This is a genomic window from Roseixanthobacter pseudopolyaromaticivorans (assembly GCF_043195145.2).
In the GTDB taxonomy this organism is placed as follows: Bacteria; Pseudomonadota; Alphaproteobacteria; order Rhizobiales; family Xanthobacteraceae; genus NCEH01.
In genome coordinates this window covers 4328441-4349855 of sequence record NZ_CM195539.1, presented here as the reverse complement: position 1 = coordinate 4349855, position 21415 = coordinate 4328441, and the positions used below count along the sequence as shown (strand labels likewise).

Genomic DNA, 21415 nt, shown 5'->3' with positions numbered 1-21415 from the left:
CCTCAACGGCGCAGCGCCTCCACGCCCGGCAGCGCCTTGCCTTCCAGCCATTCCAGGAACGCACCGCCGGCCGTCGAGACATAAGAGAAGTCGTCGGCCGCACCGGCGTGGTTCAGCGCCGCCACCGTATCACCGCCGCCGGCGACCGAGATCAGCCGCCCCTCGGTGGTGGCTTTTCCGACGGCCTGCGCCACCGCCACCGTCGCCGCATCGAACGGGGCCAGCTCGAACGCGCCGAACGGGCCGTTCCAGACCACCGTCTTCACCGTGCCGAGCTTGCGCTTCACCAGCTCGACCGTGGCCGGACCGGCATCAAGGATCATCTCGTCGGCGGCCACGTCGTCGATGTCGGCGACGCGATGGGGCGCATGGGCGGCGAAGGTCTTCGCCACCACCGCATCCACCGGCAGCACGATCTCGCAGCCGCGGGCCTTGGCCTTTTCCAGAATGTCGCGGGCGGTGTCGGCGAGATCATGCTCGCACAGCGACTTGCCCACCGCATGGCCTTGCGCGGCCAGGAAGGTGTTGGCCATGCCGCCGGCGATCACCAGCACGTCCACCTTGCGGCAGAGATTGCCCAGCAATTCCAGCTTGGTGGAGACCTTCGCGCCGCCCACCACCGCGAGCACGGGGCGCTCGGGCGCTTCCAGCGCCTTGGTGAGGGCCTCGATCTCGCTCTGCATGGCCCGGCCGGCATAGGCCGGCAGCTTGTGGGCCAGGCCTTCGGTGGAGGCGTGGGAGCGATGGGCGGTGGAGAAGCTGTCGTTCACATAGACGTCGCCGAGCGCCGCGAGCGCGCTGACGAAATCCGGCGCGTTTTTTTCCTCGCCCGCATGGAAGCGGGTGTTCTCCAGCACCAGCACCCCGCCCGCCGGCAGGTCGGCCACGGCGGCTTCCGCTTCCGGGCCGACGCATTCGCCCGCGAAGCGCACCGCGGCGCCGAGCCGCTCGCGCACCGCCGGCATCACTGCGGCCAGGGACTGGCTTTCGTCGCGGCCCTTGGGGCGGCCAAAATGGGAAATCAGGATCGCGCGCCCGCCGCTGCGGGTGATGTCCCGCACCGTCGGCTCGATGGCCTGGATGCGGGTGTCGTCGGTCACGCGGTCCCCGTCCATGGGGACGTTGAGATCGACGCGGACCAGCACGGTCTTTCCGGCGAGGTCCGCATCGTCGAGCGTGCGGAAGGCGGTGATGTCGGCATCGGCGACGGCGGTCATGGGCATGCCTCCCTCACCCGCCGATCAGCCGAGCTTTCCGAGCGCGACCGCCGTGTCCGCCATGCGGTTCGAGAAGCCCCATTCATTGTCGTACCAGGAGAGAACGCGCACCAGCGTGCCGTCCATCACCTTGGTCTGGTCCATGTGGAAGGTGGACGAATGGGGATCGTGGTTGAAGTCGATGGAGACGTTGGGGGCCAGCGTATAGTTCAGCACGCCCTTCAGCTCGTTCTCGGCGGCGCGCTTGATGGCCTCGTTGATCTCGGCGACCGTGGTCGCGCGCTTGGCGACGAACTTCAGGTCGATGACAGATACGTTCGGGGTCGGCACGCGGATCGAGACGCCGTCCAGCTTGCCGTTCAGCTCCGGCAGCACCAGGCCCACCGCCTTGGCGGCGCCGGTGGAGGTCGGGATCATGGAAAGGGCGGCGGCGCGGGCGCGGTAGAGGTCCTTGTGCACCTGGTCCAGCGAGGGCTGGTCGTTGGTGTAGGAGTGCACCGTGGTCATGAAGCCGTGCTGGATGCCGACGGCATCGTTCAGCACCTTCGCCACCGGGGCGAGGCAATTGGTGGTGCAGGAGGCGTTGGAGACCACGAAATGCTCGCCCGTGAGCTTCTCGTGATTGACGCCATAGACCACCGTGATGTCGGCGCCTTCGGCCGGGGCCGAGACCAGGACGCGCTTGGCGCCGGCGGTCAGATGGGCCGAGGCCTTTTCCTTGCTGGTGAAGATGCCGGTGCACTCAAGCGCGATATCGACGCCCAGCTCCTTGTGGGGCAGCTGCGCGGGGTCGCGCACCGCGGTCACCTTGATCTTGCCCTGGCCGCAATCGATCGTATCGCCGTCCACCACCACTTCCGCGGGGAAGCGGCCGTGCACGCTGTCGAAGCGCAGCAGATGGGCATTGGTCTCGACGGGAGCGAGATCGTTGATGGCCACGACCTGGATGTCGGTGCGACCCGATTCGATGATGGCGCGCAGCACGTTGCGTCCGATACGACCGAAACCGTTGATGGCCACCTTCACCGTCATGTCTTCCTCCATTGGCCGACCCTTCAGGCCGGTGCCATATCTTGACCACTCACGACGCCGCACCCGCGCGCCGCGCTATTCTTTCCGGGGCCCGCGTGCCGCCCCACCGATTGGAGTGCCGCATCCTCCCCTAAGGGTGCGGCGCTCCCTAAGACAGCGCCTTGCGGCTCAATCCTGGCGCAGCTGCGCCAGTGCCGCGGCAACCACGGCCTCAGCCGTAATGCCGAAGTGCTTGTACAGTTCCTTTGCCGGGGCGCTGGCGCCGAAGCTGCTCATGCCGATGAAGGCGGCATCCGAGCCGATGATCGCGTCCCAGCCCATGCGGATGGCGGCTTCGATGCCGACCTTGGCGGGCGCATCGCCGATCACGGCGCGCCGTTCCGCCGCAGGGCGGGCGAGGAAAAGCTCGAACGAGGGCACCGAGACCACGCGGGTCGCGACACCCTGCGCTTCCAGCAGCTTCTGCGCCTCGACCGCGAGCGAGACTTCCGAGCCGGTGGCGAACAGCGAGACCTGGGCCTTCCCGGAGGCAGGGCTGATCTCGTAGGCGCCTTCCGACGAGCGGTTCGTGTCGTCGGTGGAACGCAGCAGCGGGAGGTTCTGGCGCGAGAGAATGAGCGCGCTCGGCCGGTCCTTGGCCTTGAGCGCGATTTCCCAGGCTTCCGCCGTCTCCACCGTGTCGGCCGGGCGCAGCACCAGCAGGCCGGGAATGGCGCGCAGGGCCGCGAGGTGCTCCACCGGCTGGTGGGTGGGGCCGTCCTCGCCGAGGCCGATGGAATCGTGCGTCAGCACGTGGATCGCCTGCGTCCCCATCAGCGCCGCGAGGCGGATCGCGGGGCGGGAATAATCGGAGAACACCAGGAAGGTGCCGGAATAAGGAATGATGCCGCCGTGCAGCGCCAGCCCGTTCATGGCGGCGGCCATGCCGTGCTCGCGCACGCCCCAATGGACGAAGGTGCCGGCGAAATCGTCCGGCGAAATGGCCTTCATGCCCTTGGCGCGGGTGTTGTTGGAGCCGGTGAGGTCGGCGGAGCCGCCGAGCATTTCCGGCACCACCGGGGTCAGGGCGTCCAGCACGATCTCTGAGGATTTGCGGGTCGCGACCGCCCCGCCGTCCGCCACCGCCTTGGCCTTGGCCGCCTTCACCGCCGCGTCGAGCGCAGCCGGAAGAATGCCGGAGACGCGGCGCTCGAACTCGGCTTTGTCGTCGGCCGGCAGCGCGGCGAGGCGCTCGGCCCAGGCGCTGCGCGCGGAGGCGCTGCGGGCGGCGGCTTGCGCCCAGGCGGCGCGCGCATCGTCCGGGATCTCGAACGCGCCGGCTTCCCAGCCGAGCGCGGCACGGGTCGCGGCGATCTCCGCGGCGCCGAGCGGCGAGCCGTGGGCCTTTTCCGAACCCGCCTTGGCGGGGGAGCCGAAGCCGATGGTGGTGCGGCAGGCGATCAGGGTCGGCCGGTCCGAGGCCTTGGCGGCTTCGAGCGCGGCACGGATGGCGACCGGATCGTGCCCGTCCACGCGTGTCGTCGCCCAATTGGAGGCGGCGAAGCGGGCGAGCTGGTCGGTCGAGCCGGAAATCGAGGTCGCGCCGTCGATGGAGATGCGGTTGTCGTCCCACATGACGATCAGCTTGGAGAGCTTCATGTGCCCGGCGAGGTCGATGGCCTCCTGGCTGATGCCTTCCATCAGATCGCCGTCGGAGGCGAGCACGTAGGTATAGTGGTCCACGACCGAGCCGCCAAAGCGGGCGGCCATCAGGCGCTCGCCCATGGCCATGCCGACGGCGGTGGAGATGCCCTGACCGAGCGGGCCGGTGGTGGTCTCGATGCCGGGCGTGACGAAATTCTCGGGATGCCCCGGCGTGAGCGAACCGAGCTGGCGGAAGCGCTTGATCTCGTCGAGGCTCACCCCGTCCACGCCGAGCAGGTGCAGCAGCGCGTACAGCAGCATGGAGCCGTGGCCGGCGGAGAGCACGAAGCGATCGCGGTCGGGCCATTTGGGATCGGCCGGATCGAACTTGATGATGTCGGAAAACAGGACCGTGGCGATGTCGGCGGCGCCCATGGGCAGGCCAGGATGACCGGAATTCGCGGCTTCCACGGCATCGATGGCGAGGAAGCGGATGGCGTTGGCCATGCGGTCATGGCGTTCGCGACTGGACATGCGGGGCGAGTCTCCGGCGCCGGGGGCGCCCTTATGGGCAACGAGGCCGAGCGGCAAATGCCGCGGCGCGGCAGTGATAGCAGCGCTGCCCCGGGTGTCAAACGCAGCGGAAGTCGTAGGTCAAGGGATCCTGCATCCGGCGGGCCGCGCCGGATGGTCGCGCCCGCGTGTCGCGGGCCTGTTGCCATTTGTTCGCAAAGGCATTTTTCCCGCAGCGCGATAGGCGGGCGAAATCGCAGCGCCGCGGGCGAAATTCGGCCGATAATGTCGCAGGCTTATTTGCCGGCTTTGGCCAGAAGGGTGCGCAGCGAGTCCCGTCCGCCGGCCCATTGCACGTCCGCGATGCGCCAGCCGCCGCTGGTGCGCACCACCTTGTAGACGATCGACTTGTTCTCGTCGAAATTCTGGAACTGCGCCGTCACCAGCGCCTCGCCCGGCGACACCGCCTTGGTCTGGTAGGTGACCGGAGACAGCTCAAAATCCTGTCCGTCGATGAAGGGATCGAAATCGAGGCGGGGCTCGGCCCGCTTGGCATCCGCCACCAGCAGTTTCGCCAGGGTCGGATCGAAATAGGCCTTGGTGGTGGCCGGGTCGTTATAGTCGAAGCTCACCGCCGTCTCGGGCGCGGTGTCGAAATAATTCTGATACAGCGCACGCACGACGGCGTCCGCCGCCTGGCTGGCCTGCGCCGAGGCAGATGTGGGCTTGGTGCCCTGCGCCGCCCCGGGCAGCGCCAGCGCCCATACCGCGACCAGCATGACGGCCATCACCAGCAGGACGTGTCCTGCCATCCGCTTTCCGCGCCACGCCGCGCCCGTGCGGGCCGTGTCGTTCCCCGTTCCGCCCATCGCGTTCCCACCCATCGCGCCCTGCTTCAGTCATGCCGTGCGTCCGCGCGGCCGGGCCTTCCGCAGCGGGTTTTGCCCCGTCTGCCGGCCCGCGGTCTCTTGCTCGCCCTAATTCCCGTTGACAAGTGGCAAGATGGCTCTGTTTTCGCTCCGACTCAGCTACACTCGAATTTCATGTACGCCTTGAAGCAACGCCCGGCTGAGACTGGACCCATCGAAACGGCAACGCAGCGCCTGCATGCCGCGCTCGATGCCTTGACCGACGCGCTGGAGCGGCGGCGCGATGCCGATCGCCATCAGCAGGCCTTGCTGGCACAGCTCCACGCCATGGGGAACGACCGCGCCCGCCTCGCCGAGGAGCTGGACGGCGCGCGCGAGAAGGTGGCGGAGCTGGGCGAGGTGGCGCAGGAAGTCACGCGGCGCCTGGATGTGGCCATGAGCACGATCCGCGACGTGCTCGCGACCCACGGCGGATAATATGGCGCAAGTCAGCGTCACCATTGCGGGCCGCTATTATCGCATGGCCTGCGACGAGGGGCAGGAAGAGCATCTCATCCGCCTCGCCCGCGACATCGACAGCCGCATCGCCCAATTGCGCACCGCCTTCGGCGAGATCGGCGACCAGCGGCTCACCGTCATGGCCGCCGTCACCATCGCCGACGAACTGGCCGAGGCGCGCAACCGCATCCGCGCGCTGGAAAGCGACATCGAAGGCCAGCGCGATGCCCGCGCCTCCGCGCTCGCCCGCATGGAAGCAAGCGAGGAGGCGGTGGCCCGCTCCATCGACGAGGTGGCCGAGCGCCTGGAAAAGCTCGCCCGCGAGGTCGGCCCGGCGCCCACCGCCAATGTCGGCATGGGCTGATCCGCCTCCAGCCGGCGGTTCTCGGGTTAAGCACGCGTGTTTGTTACCTGGGTAAATTTAAAACCGCCCCTGGCGTCCGGGGCACGGCGGGCCTACATTCAGTCGGCGGGGCTGTGGGGTTCGTTAGGAGAACATTCCCCGGGGCCTTATCGATCCTTAAGGGAGCTGTACCTGACCTTGCCCGTGGGCTTGGCCATACGGCGCCCACCTACGCTGTAGGTTTCCCGGGATCGACCTCCGACGGCTTTTGCGGCTCCGCACATGACTTTTTCGCTGTCCCCTTCCGGTACTACTGCCCCCGGCGCGGACGAGCCCGCGTCGAAACGCGACGCGGCCGAACGGCGGGCTGAAAAGTCCGCCCTGCGCCGTGCGGCGCTCGCCCGTCGCGCCGCCATGGGCGAAGAGGCACGTTCCCACGCTTCCCAGCGCGCGGCGCTCAATGCCATGTCTCTGCTGGAAAACGTGCAGGGCCGCGTCGTCTCGCTGTTCGCGCCCTTCCGCGACGAAATCGATACTGCTCCGCTCGCCGCTTTGCTGTGGGATGCCGGCGCGATCGTCGCGCTTCCCGTGGTTTTGAGCCGGGACGAACCCTTGCTGTTCCGCCGCTGGCAGGCGGGCGATGCGCTCGACCTCGTGGGTGCCTACCGCATTCCCACGCCCGCGCCCGACGCGCCCGAGGTGGTGCCGCAGGATCTCATCGTGCCGCTCGCGGCGTTTGATGCGCGCGGCTTCCGCATCGGCTATGGCGCGGGCCATTATGATCGCACCCTTGCCGGCTTGCGCGCAGGCGGCCCGGTGCGAGCCTTCGGCTATGCGTTTTCCTGCCAGGAAGTGCGCGAGGTGCCCGAAGAGCCCCATGACGAGAGGGTGGACGGGATGATAACGGAGGCGGGGCTTTTTCTCTGCGGCGGTTGATATGCGTATTCTGTTCCTGGGTGATGTGGTGGGTCGGCCCGGCCGCGATGCCCTGACCTCCCGCCTGCCGGGCCTGATTGCCCAATGGCAATTGGATCTCGTGGTGGTCAATGGCGAGAATGCCGCCGGCGGCTTCGGCATCACAGAATCCATCTATGAGGATTTCCGCGCCGCCGGGGCCGATGCCGTGACGCTCGGCAACCACGCTTTCGACCAGCGCGAGGCGCTGGTGTTCATCGAGCGGGTGGACCGGCTGGTGCGCCCGGCGAATTATCCGGCCGGCACGCCGGGGCGCGGCGCCATCCTGGTGGAAGCCAAGAACGGCGCCCGCGTGCTGGTGGCCAACATCATGGGGCGCACCTTCATGGATCCGCTGGACGACCCGTTCGCCGCGCTCGACCGGGTGCTGGAAGGTGCCGAGCTGGGCCATATGGTGGACGCGGTGGTGATCGACTTCCATGCCGAGACCACCAGCGAGAAGCAGGCGTTCGGCCATTATTGCGACGGCCGCGCCACTCTGGTGGTGGGCACGCACACCCATGTGCCCACCGCCGATCATCGTATCCTCTCCGGCGGCACGGCCTTTTGCACCGACGTCGGCATGTGCGGCGCCTATGACGGCGTGATCGGCATGGAAAAGGAGGAGCCGCTGCGGCGTTTCACGCGCAAGATCGGCTCCGGCCGGTTCGAGCCGGCCTCCGGCCCCGCCAGCCTTTCGGGCCTGGCGGTGGAGACCGACGACCGCACGGGGCTCGCCGTGAAGGTCTCGGCCGTGCGCCTCGGCGGGGTGCTTGAGGAGGCCCGGCCGGGCTTCTGGGAAAATTGACGAAGCGGAATCCTTGAGGGGCTTCCTTGCCCTTCGCCCATCGGCCGACCTATAAGGCCGGCTTCATACAAGAAGACCCAGCTCGAGCGGCGCCCCGATGGGCGCGCGGAGGTGAGGCCGAACAGAAATCGGAGGCGGTCATGGCCGGACATTCACAGTTCAAGAACATCATGCACCGCAAGGGCAAGCAGGACGCGGTGCGCTCCAAGCTGTTCTCCAAGCTGGCGCGCGAAATCACCGTGTCGGCCAAGATGGGCCTGCCCGACCCCAACATGAATGCCCGCCTGCGCGCCGCGATCCTCGCCGCCCGCGCGGAAAACATGCCCAAGGACAATATCGAGCGCGCCATCAAGAAGGCCGGCGGTGCCGACAGCGAGAATTACGAAGAGATTCGCTACGAGGGCTACGGCCCCGGCGGCGTCGCGGTGATCGTCGAGACGCTGACCGACAATCGCAACCGCACGGCGGGCGAGGTGCGCTCTTATTTCACCAAGTCGGGCGGAAACCTCGCGGAAACCGGCGCGGTCTCGTTCATGTTCGACCGCGTCGGGCTGATCGAGTTCGACCCCGCCAAGGCCAGCGCCGACGCCATGCTGGAAGCGGCCATCGACGCAGGGGCGGACGATGTGGCCTCCTCCGAGCACGGGCATGAGGTGATCTGCGCGGTGGAGAATCTCAATGAGGTCCAGCGCCAGCTCGAACTGAAGTTCGGCGAGCCGCGCAAGGCCGGCCTCGTGTGGCGCCCGCAGAACAATATCGCGGTGGACGACGAGACCGCCGAAAAGCTCCTGCGGCTGGTGGATTCGCTTGAGGACAATGACGACGTCCAGAGCGTCACGGCCAATTTCGAGCTCTCGGACGCGATGGTCGCGAAGATGACCGCCTGAGCATCGGCTCAGCCTCGCCCCTTAATCGAAGAACCGTCCGCGGCGCCGAATGGCGCTGCGGACAGCTGTGTTCTGTGGCGCCGGCGCTCATGTGGCGGGGGCCGCGCCCTCGCGCCGCCTCTCGCAAAACCCTTCCCGCTCGCGCGCCCGGATACCGCGCGGACTCTTGTCGCGGCATGCCGCGCGGCATTATGTTCGTTTTCGTAACGTCATTCTGGGCGAGAGGAGCCGTAGGCAAAGCAAACGCTACGTCATGTGACGGCACACCGGTGGGGGCTCTTTTCAGCCGGCGACGACTCTGCGCATGGTATCATCCAACAGCGCTAGACAATTGCATAATACCTCCACTTCTGTAATCACGCCGTCATGGCGGCTGGACTAATTGCAAACGGTATCGCCTGCGTTTGGCACGGTGTAAGGTTGTCAGCAACGTAAGCGTGTATTCGGACTTGATTCGGGAACGACCCGGGGGAGCGAGCGTGTCAGGGCGGCGGCGAATCTTGTGCCTCATGGAAACGCTCAATGCGCATCAGCCGAATGCATGCGCTTACTTGCGTCTCCTGCTGCCGCTGACGAAACCGATCGTGAAGGAAGAGTTTGATATAACCTTCGGCGATATCGACAACTATCAGCACATTGATGCGGATATCGTCATTACCCAGCGCGTTGTTCTTAAAACCTTGAAGCGCGCGGAGCGGCTGGTTTCTTATTGCGCGCGCAAGGGGGCCCGCCTCGTCTACGATCTGGACGACGATCTACTTTCCCTTGCGGCGGACCATAACGAGCATTCCTATTATCAGCAGCTGCGCCCTCTGGTGACCTTCCTGCTGCGGGAATCCCATGAAGTCTGGGTCTCCACCGAGGATCTCGCCCGGCGGCTCGCGCCTTTGTCCGACAAGCTTGCCGTGCTCCAGAATCATCTCGATCCGCGGGTCTGGCAGGTGCGTCAGCCGGTTCCCTGCGAAGGTCCGTTGCGTTTGCTGTTCATGGGGACGACCACGCACCAATCGGATTTCGACACCTTGCTTCGGCCTGCGCTGGCGCGGGTGCGCGATCGGGTGAGCCGGGACATCGCCCTGACCCTGATCGGCGTCATGCCCAGCCATACGGTATGCGAGGGATGGCAGGCCATCCGCCCGCCCGACCATGTGTCCGTGTCCTACCCCGCCTTCGCGAACTGGCTCATGGACCAGGGGCCCTACGATATCGGCCTTGCGCCGCTGGCCGATAATCAATTCAATCAGTCGAAGAGCCGGCTGAAGTTCCTCGAATATTCTGGGCTCGGCCTCGCCACCGTGGCCAGCACCGTGGGCGAGTACCGTGAGTCCATCGTCGACGGGGTCAATGGAAGGCTGGGGGGAAATTCGGCGGAAGCGTTCGAGGAGGCCTTGTTCTCCTTGGTCACCAACGAGGATCTGCGGCTGGAACTTGCCGAGAATGCGTCACGTCTGGTTGCCGAAAGCCTGGCTGAAGCTCACCGCGTGGAGCCTCGTCTTGAGCGCCTGCGGGGGCTGGAAGTGCTTGCGCCGCCGCTCGCGGCGCAATAGGGGCGGTCCACTGGCCCTGAACACCCCACCATTCGCCGACTATTTGTCAGGGCATCACATTCTTGAAAGGCGTCATCGCAGACTGCTAGATCAGCCTGCGGTTCTCGCGCTGCCTGGAAAAGGCGCAAGTACGCAGGCGTTTTGCGGTCACCGCGACAGGCGCAGGCGGGATCGGAGACGGGTATGATTGGCTCTTCGTTGTCTTTGGGGATCACCCTGACGACGCCGGCGTTTTTTGAGCCCAAGCGGGTCGCCCTGCCTCCCGTCTTCGTCGAGCATTTTCCGTTCGGCTTCTGGCTGATGGATGCCCTGCGCCCGCGCCTCGTGGTTTCGCTCGGGCGGCGCACGCCGAATCCTCATCTGTGCTTTCTCCAGATCGCGTCGCATCTCGATCTATCGACCCGTTGCGTTGCCATTTCCGGCTGGAGCGAAGCGGGCGAGGGGCGGCAGCCGGCGGCATTCGGCGCCGCGTTCAGCCGTGACGACATGCGGGCCTCCGAAGTTCTGCTCGCCTCCGCCGAGACAGCATATCGCGACTTTCCTCCTGGAAGCATCGATCTGCTCTGCCTCGATGCGGTTCCCCTGGGTGCCCTTGCGGACGACACGCTCGCGGCCTGGCTGGACCGCCTGTCCGACAGTGCCGTCATCCTGGTCCATGGTCTCAGCGAACCGGGCGGGGAACGCGTGTGGCGGCAGCTGCGCGTGCGCTACGGCAGCTTCATCTTCACCCACGGCGAAGCGCTCGGCATCCTCGCGATTGGGCCGCGGATCGCCCCGCTGCTGCGTCCGTTGTTCGATCCGGCGCCGTCCGCCGGCTTTCAGCAAAATGTCCAGCTCGCCTTTTCGCGCCTCGGGAAGGATCTGAAGCTGGCCCTGGCGCCGCAAGTGCGCCAGCCGGCATTCGGAAGCGACGCCGCCCGCGCGGCCCAGATGGAGTTGCTGCGGGAATCCGAGCGCGAACGGGCCGAAGCGCTCGGCAAGGAAGCCGCTCGCCTGCGCGCGCTGCTGCAGGAAGAGACCGCGCAAACCTCGGCCCTGGAACAGGAACTGCTCCAGAAGGAGGGGCAATTGCTCCATCTGGTCCAGCGTCTGCGCTCGTTCTCCTGGCTGTTGCGGCAGATGGTCAAGACCATCCGCATCGGCCAGCGCCGCTTGGTGGGCCGGGTGGCTAAATTGTTCGGCGTGCGCACCGCCTCCTATGTGATGGACAAGAGCCGCAAGCGCCTGGCCCGATCGAACCTGTTCGACCCGGTCTATTATCTGCGGCGCTATCCCGACGTGGGCGCTGCCGGCATGGATCCCCTGACGCATTATCTGGCGCACGGCGCCAAGGATGGGCGGGACCCCAATCCGGTGTTCCGAACCCTCTGGTATGTCACGCAATATCCCGACGTGGTCGCTCTGGGCGAGAACCCGCTGCTGCACTATATCCAGCACGGCAGCAAGGAAGGGCGCATGCCCAGCCCGGATTTCGATCCCCGCTGGTATCTCGCCGCCAATCCCGACGTCGCCGCCCTCGGCATGGACCCGCTCGCCCATTTCCTTACCCATGGGCGCTTGGAAGGGCGGGTCGGCGTACCGCTCGTGGAAGCCGAGGGGCTGGCCTTTCTGAAGGCGACGCGCCGCCACACGCTGGACCTTGCGAGCTTCGTGCCCTCGCCCATCCGCCATCCCGCCCGCGACCTGCTGCCCATGGACGAGGTCGCGGTGGTGATGCCGGTCTATGCGGGCTACGAGGAGAGCCGCGCCTGCATCGAGAGCGTGCTCGCCTCGCGGGCGCGCAACGAGACCTTCGGGCTGCTCGTCCTGATCGACGATTGCGGACCGGAACCCGCCTTGCGCGCCTATCTGAGGGAGGTCGCGGAGACGGCCACGGGGGTGATGCTGCTGGTCAACGAGGAGAACAAGGGCTTCGTCGCCAGTGTCAATCGCGGCATGATCGAAGCGGGCGTGCGCGACGTGATCCTGCTCAACAGCGACACCGAGGTGCGCGGCGACTGGGTGGATCGCATCGCGGCGCAGGCGGCGGCGGATCCGCGCATCGCCACCGTCTCGCCGTTCTCGAACAACGCCACGATCTGCAGCTATCCCGACATCGGCGAGGGGCTGGGCCTGCCCGAAGGGCACACACTCGCCGCGCTGGACGAGGCCTGCGCCACCGTCAATGCCGGCCGTTCCGTGGACATTCCGACCTCGGTCGGGTTTTGCATGTTCATTCGCCGCGCCTGCCTTGAGGACGTTGGCCTGTTCGACGAGGACACGTTCGGGAAGGGGTATGGGGAAGAATCCGACTTCTGCTGCCGGGCCAGCGCGAAGGCATGGCGCCATGTGCTCGCGGGGGACGTGTTCGTCTACCACGCGGGCAATGTGAGCTTCGGCGGCACCGCGAACACGCGCAAGTGCGAGTCCGCGCGCCTGCTGCGCGAGCGCTATCCGGATTATGAGGCGGCCGTCGGCCGCTGGGTGCGCGAGGACCCGGCCTTTGCCATGCGCCTCGCGATCGAGGCGAGCCTGATGCGCGCCTCCGGCACGCCCGTGATCCTGCACATTCTGCACCCCTGGGGCGGGGGGACCGAGAAGCAGGTGGTGGACCTGATGGCGCTGACGGCGGAGCGCGCGATTTCCCTGACGCTCATCATCACGCCGCCGGATGATGAGAAGCCCGATTTTGGGCTGGCCCTGTTCATTCCCGATCCCACGGGCGGGCGGCGGGTGGACATGCGCGTCGGCCAGCTCGGCGAGGTAGCCCAGCTCCTGCGCGCGTTCGGCCTGCGACGCATCCATGTGCACCACGCGCTCACCGCGATGGATGAGCTTGCGCCCTTCCTGGCGCTGATGAACCTGCCCTATGACGTGTCGATCCACGATTACGCGCTGATCTGTCCGCGCATCAATCTGGCGCAGGCGGGCACCTATTGCGGCGAGCCCGACGAGCGCGGGTGCCTGGCCTGCCTTGCGGCCGATCCCAAGCCGTTTTCACGCGATATCATCTGGTGGCGGGAGCGCGGCATCGCGCTGATCGAGCATGCCGAGCGGGTAATCTGCCCCTCGCGCGACGTCGCCGACCGGATTCGCCGTTACGCGCCCTATGCCAATCTCATCGTGGTGCCCCACGAACCCGACCTGTATCGCCGGCCGCAGCCGGTGTGGATTCCGCAGATCGCCCCGGACATTCCCATGCGCGTCGCCGTCCTCGGCATCCTTGCCGAGCACAAGGGCGGGGCCTTTCTGTTGGATTGCATCGAATACAGCCGGTCCATCCGCGCGCCGCTGGAATGGCAGGTGATCGGAGAGTTTCCCAACAAGCTCGACGTGCGGGCCTCCAGCCTGCGCGAGCATCTCTCCATCACCGGACGCTACAAGCCCGACGAGTTGCCGGCCCTGATCGCCAAGGCCGACCCGCACCTGATCTTCTTTCCCCAGCATTGGCCGGAAACCTACAGCTTTACGCTGAGCGAGGCGTTTGCCGCGCGCCGGGCGGTGCTGGTGCCGCCGCTCGGCGCGTTTCCCGAACGGGTCGCGGGAAGCGCCGGCGCGTTTGAATATTCGCTGTCGGAAACCCCGCGGCAGGTGGTTGAGGACCTGCTTGCGCTACGTCTGCGCTTCATGGACCCGGTGCCCGAAACCCCTCCCCTCGCACCGCAAATGGGCGCAACGATGCGGGAAAACGCGGATTTTTATCGCTCCGCTTATATCTGAGCGCGGCGCAAGCCTCCGCTTGATCGGCAGGCGGCGAGGATTTGGGTGGGGCGTAGCGGCGGGAGCGGTGTTCAGTCCCGGCATAAGACCGGCGTAGCGCATCTGCCCGGGCCGAGCGTCATCAGCCGAAGCAATGGTCGCGGCGCGGAAGCTGAAGGTAGCGCGGTGGCTCTTCGCGCACCGGCCACAAGGCCCTGGCGTCACACTTCTTAGGCCGGCGGAACGGATGATCGCGCGGGCGTGTAGGGGTATCCTTGAAGGACCGAGGCGGGAATGAACCCCGCCTTGATCTGAAGGGACTGGAGAACCGCCGGAGGATCAGGCGGCGAGCCGGTCGGCGGTTTCGCGCAATTCGCTGATGGCCGCCTCGATTTCGGCGCGCTGACGCTCGAGCTGGGTGAGCTGCGAGAGGCAACGGTCGCGGGTCAGGGCGAGATCCTGCACGTTCTGGCCTTCATGCGCCGCAACGAGTGAGCGAATTTCGGCGAGGGTGAAGCCGAGACGCTTGCCCTTGAGGATTACCGAGAGACGGTCCCGATCGGTCGCGGAATAAAGCCGCGCGAGGCCTTCGCGACGGGGGCTCAGCAGGCCCTTGTCCTCATAGAAGCGCAGGGCGCGCAAGGTAACACCAAATTCCCGCGAGAGATCGCCGATGGTGAAGACATTGGCGGCCCCGAAGGCCCGGTCGGTCTGCGCGATGTTTTCGCGAACTTCGAAACCGTTTGCGTCCATGCACACTCTCCTGAAGGTGGTCGCGATCGAGGACGGCAATCGCGCCATTCTACGACCAAGGCCCGCAAAGTGATTTGAAACCGAAGGAGACATTCCAGCGCGTGGCGTCCTGCCGCGTTCGCCGGCTCCCCCGATCTGTGTACGAACATAGGGAAAGCCGGCTCACCCAGGGAGAAGGTTGCAGGCTCCCTTAGGGAAAGTAACCGTTACTTCTCCGGACAAATCCCTGCAAAATCGGGCTTTAACTCGCCGTTTACCAAACCGCGTCAAAGATTCGGAACTTCTTGTCGCGGCGTTGCGCTTCGCATCGCCCCATCCCAGCCGTAGGAGGCGGGCATGGACCGTTTGGAAACAGCTGCCCGAAAGTTCCGTGTCGAACCGGGCCCTGAGCGAGATCCGGTCGGCGATCTGCGCCGCCGAATCGAAGGGGCACACGACCTTTTTGCACCCTCGGCCATCGAGACGCTGCGCGCCGAAGTGGAACGGCTGCGCGAGGAACTGCGGGAAACGGCACCGCGCGCCGCGGTGCGGGAAATCGGGCGCGCCCTGACCCATCTTCACGGCCAGATGAGCGAGGTGCAGGCCATAGAGCCGGCCCGCATCGCCGCCGATCTCAACGACATCAAGCTGTGCCTCGGCATCCTCTCCGCCGGCGAGGGACGCGACGGGTTTACCGCAGCGATGGAGGGGCTCAGCCGGAAGGTCGACCTGCTCAACAGCCAGGCGGTCGATGCCGAGGCCTTGGCCCGCCTGCAGGCGCAGACCACGGAATTGAAGGATCTGGTGGCGCGCGCCCTGGAAGATGGCGGCACCCTCGCGGGTCTTGGGGCTGCCTCCCGCGCGGATCTCATGCGGATCGGCGAGGACGTGGTGCAGCGCATCGAGGTGACGGGCGCGGCGATGGAGCGTTCCACCCGCGACCTGATCGCCCGCCTCGAGGAGGCGCCCGCCGGTGATTCGACGGGCGAGGCGATCCAGCAGCAGCTCGCGGACCTGACGGGGCGCCTTGCCGCCCTATCGGAACAGGTGGGCGCCGTCGGCGGCGCCGCCGTGCTGGCGGAGAAGGTGGCCCTGCTGCTGGACCGGCTGGAACAGAACGGCGGGCCGCAGGCCGATGCCTTGCAGCCGCTCGCAGATGCCCTGGAGCGCCATGTCGCGGTGCTTGCCGAACGGGTCCAGGTCAGCGCAGATCACCAGGCGCGGCTCGATGGCATCGAGGCCAATCTGCACGCGTTGACACAGGAATTGGAACGCTTCCGCTACGCCTCCGCCGATGTTTCCGCTGAAGCGGTGCAGGCGGTGGCCATGCGCCTGTCGGCCCGCGACGATGCGCCGGCCGTGATCGGTCTCAAGCGCGGCCTTGCGGCGCTGGAGGCGCGCCAGCAGGATTTCGAGCGGCGCACCCAGGATTTCTTCGCCGCCGAGGCGGAACTCGGTCTGCGCGACCTTGCCGAGCAGGAAATGGTGCGTCCCCCCTATCACGCGCCGGAACCGGTGGTGGACTTTGCTCCCGAGCTGGACCTGGCCCCTGACGTTGAAGCGCCGCGTTTCGACGCCACGCGCCCGGTGTTCGACGGCGCTCTGGACGAGGTGGATTTCGCTGACCTGAGGCCGCACCATTTCGCGGCCGATGACCATCGGGAAGAGGATTTCACGTCTTTTGCGCCGGTCGGGCCGGGCAAGACAGAGCCGCCGGCCGGCTCCACGCCCCGCCCCGTGCTTGGGAAGAGATCGCTGTTCGGCCAGCGCGAGGACCGCGCCATCCGCAAGGCTCGCCAAATCTCGCGCAAGCGCGCCGTGGCGGACCGCAAACGCCAAGCCATTCCGGTCGCCGGACGGGTTGCCATCGGTGCCGCAGCGCTCGGAATCCTGGTTCTTGGCGTCGCGCAGTTCTCAGGGCCGATCTCGACCCTGTCCCACTCCGTGGCGCATTCGGTCTCCGGTTCCTTCACACGGCTCGCCCACGGTCTGGAAGCTCGGGCGGCGGTGACCGCGCCGAGCGGGGCCGCCACGGCCAGCGCGGCGGTGGCCGCCGTCAAGGCGCCGCCGCCGGTCAATGCTCCCGCGCTCGGCGATCTGCCGCCGCCGGTGGGCTCGCCCGCGCTGCGCACCGCAGCCCTCGGAGGCAATGCCGCCGCTGCCTATGAGGTGGGCATGCGCTATGTGGACGGCAAAGGGACGGACATGAATCCCGTCAACGGGGTGAAGTGGCTGTCCTATGCGGTTTCGAAGGGCTCGGTGCCGGCGGCCTATCAGCTCGGCAGCCTGTATGAATATACCAATCGCGACATCGATCAGGCCCGCGCGCTTTATATGTGGGCGGCGGATCGCGGCAACGTGCGGGCCATGCACAATCTCGGCGTGCTGGCGTCCGAGGGCACGGACGGGAAATCCGATTGGCCGGCCGCCATCCGCTGGTTCCGCATGGCGGCGGATCTCGGCCTGCGCGACAGCCAGCACAATCTCGGCGTGATCTATTCGCGCGGCCTCGGCGGCACCCCGGATCTGGGCGAGGCCTGGAAATGGTTCGCTCTGGCGGCCAACCAGGGCGATACCGAAAGTGCCCGCAAGCGCGACGACATCGTCGGGCGGGCGGATGCGGAAACCCTGCGCCGGGCGCAGGCCGCCGCGATTGCCTTCACCCCGGGCATTATGGACGAGGCCGCGAACACCACCGCGAGCAAGCCGGAATGGAACCAGCCGGGACCGGAGGACGCGGCGCCGCGCACCGTCTCCGCCAAATCCAGCAGCTAGGCCTTGCCTGCCGGAAGGTGATTTTGACGGCAGCGATCTGAGAGCGGGGGCGCCACACGCTCCCGTTCGCGCGATCCCCCTCGCGGCGCGGCCTCGCCTCGCGCATGGTGAGAGGATGAAACAGCACGCGATTCGGATCATCGGGCTCGATCCCGGCCTGCGCCGTACCGGCTGGGGGGTGATCGAGGCCGAGGGTTCGCGCCTCTCCTTCATCGCCTGCGGCACCATCCTGCCGCCCGAGGGCGCCGCGATGGCGGTGCGGCTGGCGACGCTCCACCGCGAATTATGCGCCGTCGTCGCCGCCCATGCGCCCGACGAGGCGGCGGTGGAAGAAACCTTCGTGAACATGAACCCGTCTTCCACCCTCAAGCTTGGGCAGGCGCGCGGCGTGGTGATGCTGGCGCCCGCCCAGGCCGGCCTGGAGGTGGCCGAATACGCCCCGCTTCTGGTGAAGAAGACCGTGGTCGGCGCCGGCCGCGCGGAAAAGGGGCAGATCCGCATGATGATCGGCGTGCTGCTTCCCAAGGCGACGCCGCAGACGGAAGATGCAGCCGACGCCCTGGCGGTGGCGATCACCCATGCCCATCATCGCGGCGCCGCTGCGCTGCGGCGTCTGGCGCTGTAGAGTGTCCGCCTGGGCCGGGGCTGAAGCGGCCGCGAGGCAGGGGATAAGCATGGTTTGGGGGCAGCTTGCTCTGGTGGACGCGGCGCTGTTTGCCGGTGCCGCCTTGTATATCAACGTTGCCGAGCAGCCGGCGCGGGCCACGCTCGATCCGGCCGCGCAGCTGCGCCAGTGGAAGCCGGCCTACAAGCGCGGCTTCGCCATGCAGGCGACCCTGGCCCTACTGGGCTTCGTTCTCGGCGCGGTCGCCTTTGCCGTATCCGGGCAATGGCGCTGGATGGCCGGAGCCGTGCTGATGCTGGCGAACTGGCCCTTCACGCTTATCGCCATCATGCCCACCAACCGCCGGCTCCTGGCCACCGAGGAAGCTTTTGCCGGAGCGGAAAGCGCGCGCCAGATCGCCTGTTGGGGGCAATTGCATATGGTGCGCACCGGCCTCGGGCTCGTGGCCACCTTCGTTTTTCTCTGGGCGTCGCTGAGCGGCAAGGGCGCGTGAAGGCTTCAACATGATCGGCAAGCTTAAGGGCGTCATCGACAGCTATGGCGAGGACCATGTGATCCTCGATGTGCATGGCGTCGGCTATCTCGTCCATGCCTCGACCCGCACGCTCCAGGGCCTGCCGCAGGCGGGGGAGGCGGCGGTGCTGTTCATCGAGACCTTCGTGCGGGAGGACCAGATCCGCCTGTTCGGCTTCGTCAGCGAGGCGGAACGCGAATGGTTCCGCCTGCTGCAGGGCGTGCAGGGCATCGGCACCAAGACCGCGCTGGCGGTGCTCTCCACCTTGCGCCCCGCCGAATTGGCGCAGGCGATCGCGCTGGGCGACAAGGCCACCGTGGCGCGCGCGCCCGGCGTCGGCCCGCGGGTGGCGACGCGCATCGTGACCGAGCTGAAGGACAAGACACCCGTGCTCTCCGGCGTCGACCCGGTACTGGCGCAGCTTGCCGGCGAGATGGCTGCGGACCGGGTGCCGGCGCCGGTGGCGGATGCGATCTCGGCTTTGACCAACCTCGGCTACGGCCCGCCCCAGGCCTCCGCCGCCATCGCCGCCGCCGCGCGCGGGGCGGGGGAGGGGGCGACGACGGAGACTTTGATCCGGCTGGGATTGCGGGAACTGGCGAAATAATCAGGGCAGGTTGAGCTGCCAGGACACGCCATAGCGGTCGTTGACCCAGGCGAACTTCCGGCTGAAGCCGTAATCATCCGGCGGCATCAGCGCCGAGCCGCCTTCCAGCAGGGCGGCGGCGAGGGTTTCGATCTGCTCCGCGCTCTCGCAGGTGACGAAGAAGGAAAAGGACGGCGTGAAGGTGAAGGCATGCTTCACGAAGCTGTCGGTGCACATCACCTCTTGCCCGGCCAGCGTGAAAAGCGCCGTCAGGATCGAGCCTTCCGGGCCGGGACCGTCGGGCCCGTAGCGGCGGACCTCGCCGAGCGTGCTGCCGGGAAAGAGCGACAGATAGAAGGTCATGGCTTCCTCGGCCTTGCCCTCGAACATGAGGAACGGACGGACGGCGACGCTCATGGCGGCTCCTTTTCGAGCGCGGTCCAAGGCCGGACCGGCTCCAATTGACCAAGGGGCAGGAGATAGAAACCTAGGCAGGATCGCCGCGGCCTCCTAGTGTCTGGCGACCACGCCCGAAAGAGTCTCGACCGATTCCATGAACCCACGCCTCCTCACGCCGGAAAAGCGCGACGACGATACCGCCGACACGACGCTGCGGCCGCAGCGGCTTGCTGATTTCGTCGGCCAGGCGCAGGCGCGGGCGAATCTCGAAATCTTCATCAAGGCGGCGCGCGCCCGGCAGGAGGCGCTGGACCACGTTCTGTTCGTGGGCCCGCCGGGCCTGGGCAAGACCACGCTCGCGCAGATCATGGCACGGGAAATGGGGGTGGGCTTCCGCTCCACGTCTGGCCCGGTGATCGCCAAGGCGGGGGACCTCGCCGCCATCCTCACCAATCTGGAGGAGCGCGACGTCCTGTTCATCGACGAGATCCACCGCCTGTCGCCGGCAGTGGAAGAAATCCTCTATCCGGCCATGGAGGATTATGAGCTGGACCTCGTCATCGGCGAGGGGCCGGCGGCGCGCTCGGTGAAGATCTCGCTGCCGAAATTCACCCTGGTGGGCGCAACCACCCGCTCCGGCCTGCTGACCACGCCGCTGCGCGACCGGTTCGGCATTCCCGTGCGGCTCGGCTTCTATACGGTCGAGGAACTGGAATTCATCGTCACTCGCGGCGCGCGCGTGTTCGGCATCGGGATTGCGGCGGACGGGGCGCGGGAGATCGCCATGCGGGCGCGCGGCACGCCCCGCATCGCCGGCCGCCTGCTGCGGCGGGTGCGCGATTTCGCCTTGGTGGCGGAGGTGGAGAAGATCGACCGCGCCATCGCCGATCGGGCGCTCTCCGCGCTGGAGGTGGACAGCGCGGGCCTCGATGCCATGGACCGGCGCTATCTGAACGTGATCGCGCAATTCTATGCCGGTGGGCCGGTGGGAGTGGATACGCTGGCGGCAGCGCTCTCGGAGCCGCGCGACGCCATCGAGGAGATCGTCGAGCCGTTCCTGGTGCAGAAGGGCTTCATCCAGCGCACCCCGCGCGGCCGCATGCTCACCTCCGGGGCCTATCGCCATCTCGGCCTGCCGGAGCCGCAGAGACCATCCTCCGCCTTGCCTCTGTTCGACGAGGAAGAGTAGGTCTTGTCGCCGTCCCGCGCATGCGGCGGGGCGCAGGGGCTGATCGGCGCAACGGCGAGAGAGACGGCATGAAGAACGACATCAGCGGCGAACGCGCGACGGCACCGGGCGAACTGGAGACGCACCCCCATCTCTCGGGGCGCCTCATTCCCGGCGGCCATGCGCTGGCCCTGCGGGTCTATTACGAGGACACCGATTTCTCCGGCATCGTCTACCACGCCAATTATCTGAAGTTCATGGAGCGCGGCCGGTCCGACTACATCCGCCTGCTGGGCGTCGCCCAGGGCGCCTTGTTCGCCGAGGCTGCGGCGGAAGCGCCCGGTTTTCACTTCGTCGTGCGCTCCATGCAGCTCGATTTCCTGAAACCCGCCCGCATCGACGACGTGCTGGAGGTGGTGACGCTGTCGAAGGAGGTCGCCGGCGCCTCCATCATGCTGGGCCAGAGCGTGCGGCGGAACGGCGAGCTTCTGGTCTCCGCGAATGTGCGCGTGGCCTTTGTTTCCCAAGGGCGCGCGCGCCGCATCCCCGATGCCCTGCGCCTGGCGACCCTGGCCGATGCGGAGCGCGCGGCGCAGGACGTTGCAGCGCAGCGCTAACGCTTCCTTAAGCATGATCGTGTGTTCTCT

The 21415-nt window shown here is 67.1% G+C and carries 19 protein-coding genes and 1 other RNA gene; 14 read left to right on the top strand and 6 right to left on the bottom strand.

Annotated features, from left to right (window positions below):
* Nucleotides 1–2 precede the first annotated feature (2 nt).
* From V5F68_RS20345 to V5F68_RS20330, 4 genes are all read right to left on the bottom strand, one after another.
* Nucleotides 3–1193: a phosphoglycerate kinase gene (locus V5F68_RS20345; protein ID WP_394015952.1), complete on the bottom strand. Its 1191-nt coding sequence runs from the start codon at nt 1191–1193 to the stop codon at nt 3–5.
* Nucleotides 1194–1241: 48 nt separating this feature from the next.
* Nucleotides 1242–2249, bottom strand: coding sequence for a type I glyceraldehyde-3-phosphate dehydrogenase (gene gap, locus V5F68_RS20340; RefSeq protein ID WP_394015917.1), 1008 nt, complete (start codon nt 2247–2249; stop codon nt 1242–1244).
* Nucleotides 2250–2417: 168 nt separating this feature from the next.
* Nucleotides 2418–4406, bottom strand: a complete 1989-nt coding sequence (tkt, locus tag V5F68_RS20335; RefSeq protein ID WP_394015918.1) for a transketolase — start codon at nt 4404–4406, stop codon at nt 2418–2420.
* A 275-nt stretch (nt 4407–4681) separates the two neighbouring features.
* A complete protein-coding gene (locus tag V5F68_RS20330; protein ID WP_394015919.1) occupies nt 4682–5197 on the bottom strand; it encodes a DUF3828 domain-containing protein in 516 nt (171 codons plus the stop codon).
* 231 nt (nt 5198–5428) lie between these two features.
* On the opposite strand from V5F68_RS20330, the gene V5F68_RS20325 reads away from it, so the two are divergent.
* The 8 genes from V5F68_RS20325 to V5F68_RS20290 all read left to right on the top strand — a co-directional run bounded on the left by V5F68_RS20325 (nt 5429) and on the right by V5F68_RS20290 (nt 13990).
* The gene (locus tag V5F68_RS20325; protein ID WP_348845881.1) at nt 5429–5731 is read left to right on the top strand and encodes a DUF4164 domain-containing protein; all 303 of its coding nucleotides are present in this window, start codon (nt 5429–5431) and stop codon (nt 5729–5731) included.
* 1 nt (nt 5732) lies between these two features.
* Entirely contained in the window at nt 5733–6116 is a 384-nt protein-coding gene (locus tag V5F68_RS20320) for a cell division protein ZapA (protein WP_348845882.1), read from the top strand.
* Nucleotides 6117–6221: 105 nt separating this feature from the next.
* Nucleotides 6222–6376, top strand: a non-coding RNA gene (ssrS, locus tag V5F68_RS20315) — 6S RNA.
* A gap of 1 nt (nt 6377) precedes the next feature.
* On the top strand, nt 6378–7031 hold the full coding sequence (locus tag V5F68_RS20310) for a 5-formyltetrahydrofolate cyclo-ligase (RefSeq protein WP_394015920.1): 654 nt from the start codon (nt 6378–6380) through the stop codon (nt 7029–7031).
* A gap of 1 nt (nt 7032) precedes the next feature.
* Nucleotides 7033–7857, top strand: coding sequence for a TIGR00282 family metallophosphoesterase (locus tag V5F68_RS20305; RefSeq protein ID WP_394015921.1), 825 nt, complete (start codon nt 7033–7035; stop codon nt 7855–7857).
* Nucleotides 7858–7997: 140 nt separating this feature from the next.
* Nucleotides 7998–8744 carry a YebC/PmpR family DNA-binding transcriptional regulator gene (locus V5F68_RS20300; protein ID WP_394015922.1) on the top strand — a complete coding sequence of 249 codons (747 nt, stop codon included), beginning with the start codon at nt 7998–8000 and terminating at the stop codon, nt 8742–8744.
* A 437-nt stretch (nt 8745–9181) separates the two neighbouring features.
* A complete protein-coding gene (locus tag V5F68_RS20295; RefSeq protein WP_394015923.1) occupies nt 9182–10291 on the top strand; it encodes a glycosyltransferase in 1110 nt (369 codons plus the stop codon).
* Between the two features lie 183 nt (nt 10292–10474).
* Complete coding sequence (locus V5F68_RS20290) at nt 10475–13990, top strand: glycosyltransferase (RefSeq protein ID WP_394015924.1); 3516 nt, start codon at nt 10475–10477, stop codon at nt 13988–13990.
* 318 nt (nt 13991–14308) lie between these two features.
* Here the strand turns inward: V5F68_RS20290 and V5F68_RS20285 are convergent, their stop codons facing one another.
* Nucleotides 14309–14722, bottom strand: a complete 414-nt coding sequence (locus tag V5F68_RS20285) for a MerR family transcriptional regulator (protein WP_394015925.1) — start codon at nt 14720–14722, stop codon at nt 14309–14311.
* 336 nt (nt 14723–15058) lie between these two features.
* Between V5F68_RS20285 and V5F68_RS20280 the strand changes: the two genes are divergently transcribed.
* The 4 genes from V5F68_RS20280 to ruvA all read left to right on the top strand — a co-directional run bounded on the left by V5F68_RS20280 (nt 15059) and on the right by ruvA (nt 19222).
* Nucleotides 15059–17476, top strand: a complete 2418-nt coding sequence (locus tag V5F68_RS20280; protein WP_394015926.1) for a tetratricopeptide repeat protein — start codon at nt 15059–15061, stop codon at nt 17474–17476.
* Between the two features lie 115 nt (nt 17477–17591).
* A complete protein-coding gene (ruvC, locus tag V5F68_RS20275; protein WP_394015927.1) occupies nt 17592–18101 on the top strand; it encodes a crossover junction endodeoxyribonuclease RuvC in 510 nt (169 codons plus the stop codon).
* Between the two features lie 49 nt (nt 18102–18150).
* Nucleotides 18151–18594 carry an anthrone oxygenase family protein gene (locus tag V5F68_RS20270; RefSeq protein ID WP_394015953.1) on the top strand — a complete coding sequence of 148 codons (444 nt, stop codon included), beginning with the start codon at nt 18151–18153 and terminating at the stop codon, nt 18592–18594.
* Between the two features lie 10 nt (nt 18595–18604).
* Nucleotides 18605–19222 carry a Holliday junction branch migration protein RuvA gene (gene ruvA / locus V5F68_RS20265; protein ID WP_394015928.1) on the top strand — a complete coding sequence of 206 codons (618 nt, stop codon included), beginning with the start codon at nt 18605–18607 and terminating at the stop codon, nt 19220–19222.
* Here ruvA and V5F68_RS20260 read toward each other — a convergent pair whose 3' ends face one another.
* Nucleotides 19223–19618, bottom strand: a complete 396-nt coding sequence (locus V5F68_RS20260; RefSeq protein WP_394015929.1) for a VOC family protein — start codon at nt 19616–19618, stop codon at nt 19223–19225.
* 136 nt (nt 19619–19754) lie between these two features.
* On the opposite strand from V5F68_RS20260, the gene ruvB reads away from it, so the two are divergent.
* Together ruvB and ybgC are read left to right on the top strand one after the other, a co-directional pair.
* Complete coding sequence (gene ruvB, locus V5F68_RS20255; protein ID WP_394015930.1) at nt 19755–20789, top strand: Holliday junction branch migration DNA helicase RuvB; 1035 nt, start codon at nt 19755–19757, stop codon at nt 20787–20789.
* Between the two features lie 68 nt (nt 20790–20857).
* Nucleotides 20858–21385: a tol-pal system-associated acyl-CoA thioesterase gene (gene ybgC, locus V5F68_RS20250; protein ID WP_394015931.1), complete on the top strand. Its 528-nt coding sequence runs from the start codon at nt 20858–20860 to the stop codon at nt 21383–21385.
* Nucleotides 21386–21415: the final 30 nt, after the last annotated feature.

Coding starts and splice junctions, on each gene's coding strand:
- V5F68_RS20270 (WP_394015953.1), top strand. CDS start 18,151: ATGGTTTGGGGGCAGCTTGCTCTGGTGGACGCGGCGCTGTTTGCCGGT.
- V5F68_RS20305 (WP_394015921.1), top strand. CDS start 7,033: ATGCGTATTCTGTTCCTGGGTGATGTGGTGGGTCGGCCCGGCCGCGAT.
- V5F68_RS20330 (WP_394015919.1), bottom strand. CDS start 5,197: ATGGCAGGACACGTCCTGCTGGTGATGGCCGTCATGCTGGTCGCGGTA.
- V5F68_RS20260 (WP_394015929.1), bottom strand. CDS start 19,618: ATGAGCGTCGCCGTCCGTCCGTTCCTCATGTTCGAGGGCAAGGCCGAG.
- V5F68_RS20320 (WP_348845882.1), top strand. CDS start 5,733: ATGGCGCAAGTCAGCGTCACCATTGCGGGCCGCTATTATCGCATGGCC.
- V5F68_RS20280 (WP_394015926.1), top strand. CDS start 15,059: ATGGACCGTTTGGAAACAGCTGCCCGAAAGTTCCGTGTCGAACCGGGC.
- V5F68_RS20285 (WP_394015925.1), bottom strand. CDS start 14,722: ATGGACGCAAACGGTTTCGAAGTTCGCGAAAACATCGCGCAGACCGAC.
- V5F68_RS20310 (WP_394015920.1), top strand. CDS start 6,378: ATGACTTTTTCGCTGTCCCCTTCCGGTACTACTGCCCCCGGCGCGGAC.
- ruvC (WP_394015927.1), top strand. CDS start 17,592: ATGAAACAGCACGCGATTCGGATCATCGGGCTCGATCCCGGCCTGCGC.
- ruvB (WP_394015930.1), top strand. CDS start 19,755: ATGAACCCACGCCTCCTCACGCCGGAAAAGCGCGACGACGATACCGCC.
- V5F68_RS20290 (WP_394015924.1), top strand. CDS start 10,475: ATGATTGGCTCTTCGTTGTCTTTGGGGATCACCCTGACGACGCCGGCG.
- ybgC (WP_394015931.1), top strand. CDS start 20,858: ATGAAGAACGACATCAGCGGCGAACGCGCGACGGCACCGGGCGAACTG.
- gap (WP_394015917.1), bottom strand. CDS start 2,249: ATGACGGTGAAGGTGGCCATCAACGGTTTCGGTCGTATCGGACGCAAC.
- V5F68_RS20325 (WP_348845881.1), top strand. CDS start 5,429: ATGTACGCCTTGAAGCAACGCCCGGCTGAGACTGGACCCATCGAAACG.
- tkt (WP_394015918.1), bottom strand. CDS start 4,406: ATGTCCAGTCGCGAACGCCATGACCGCATGGCCAACGCCATCCGCTTC.
- V5F68_RS20300 (WP_394015922.1), top strand. CDS start 7,998: ATGGCCGGACATTCACAGTTCAAGAACATCATGCACCGCAAGGGCAAG.
- ruvA (WP_394015928.1), top strand. CDS start 18,605: ATGATCGGCAAGCTTAAGGGCGTCATCGACAGCTATGGCGAGGACCAT.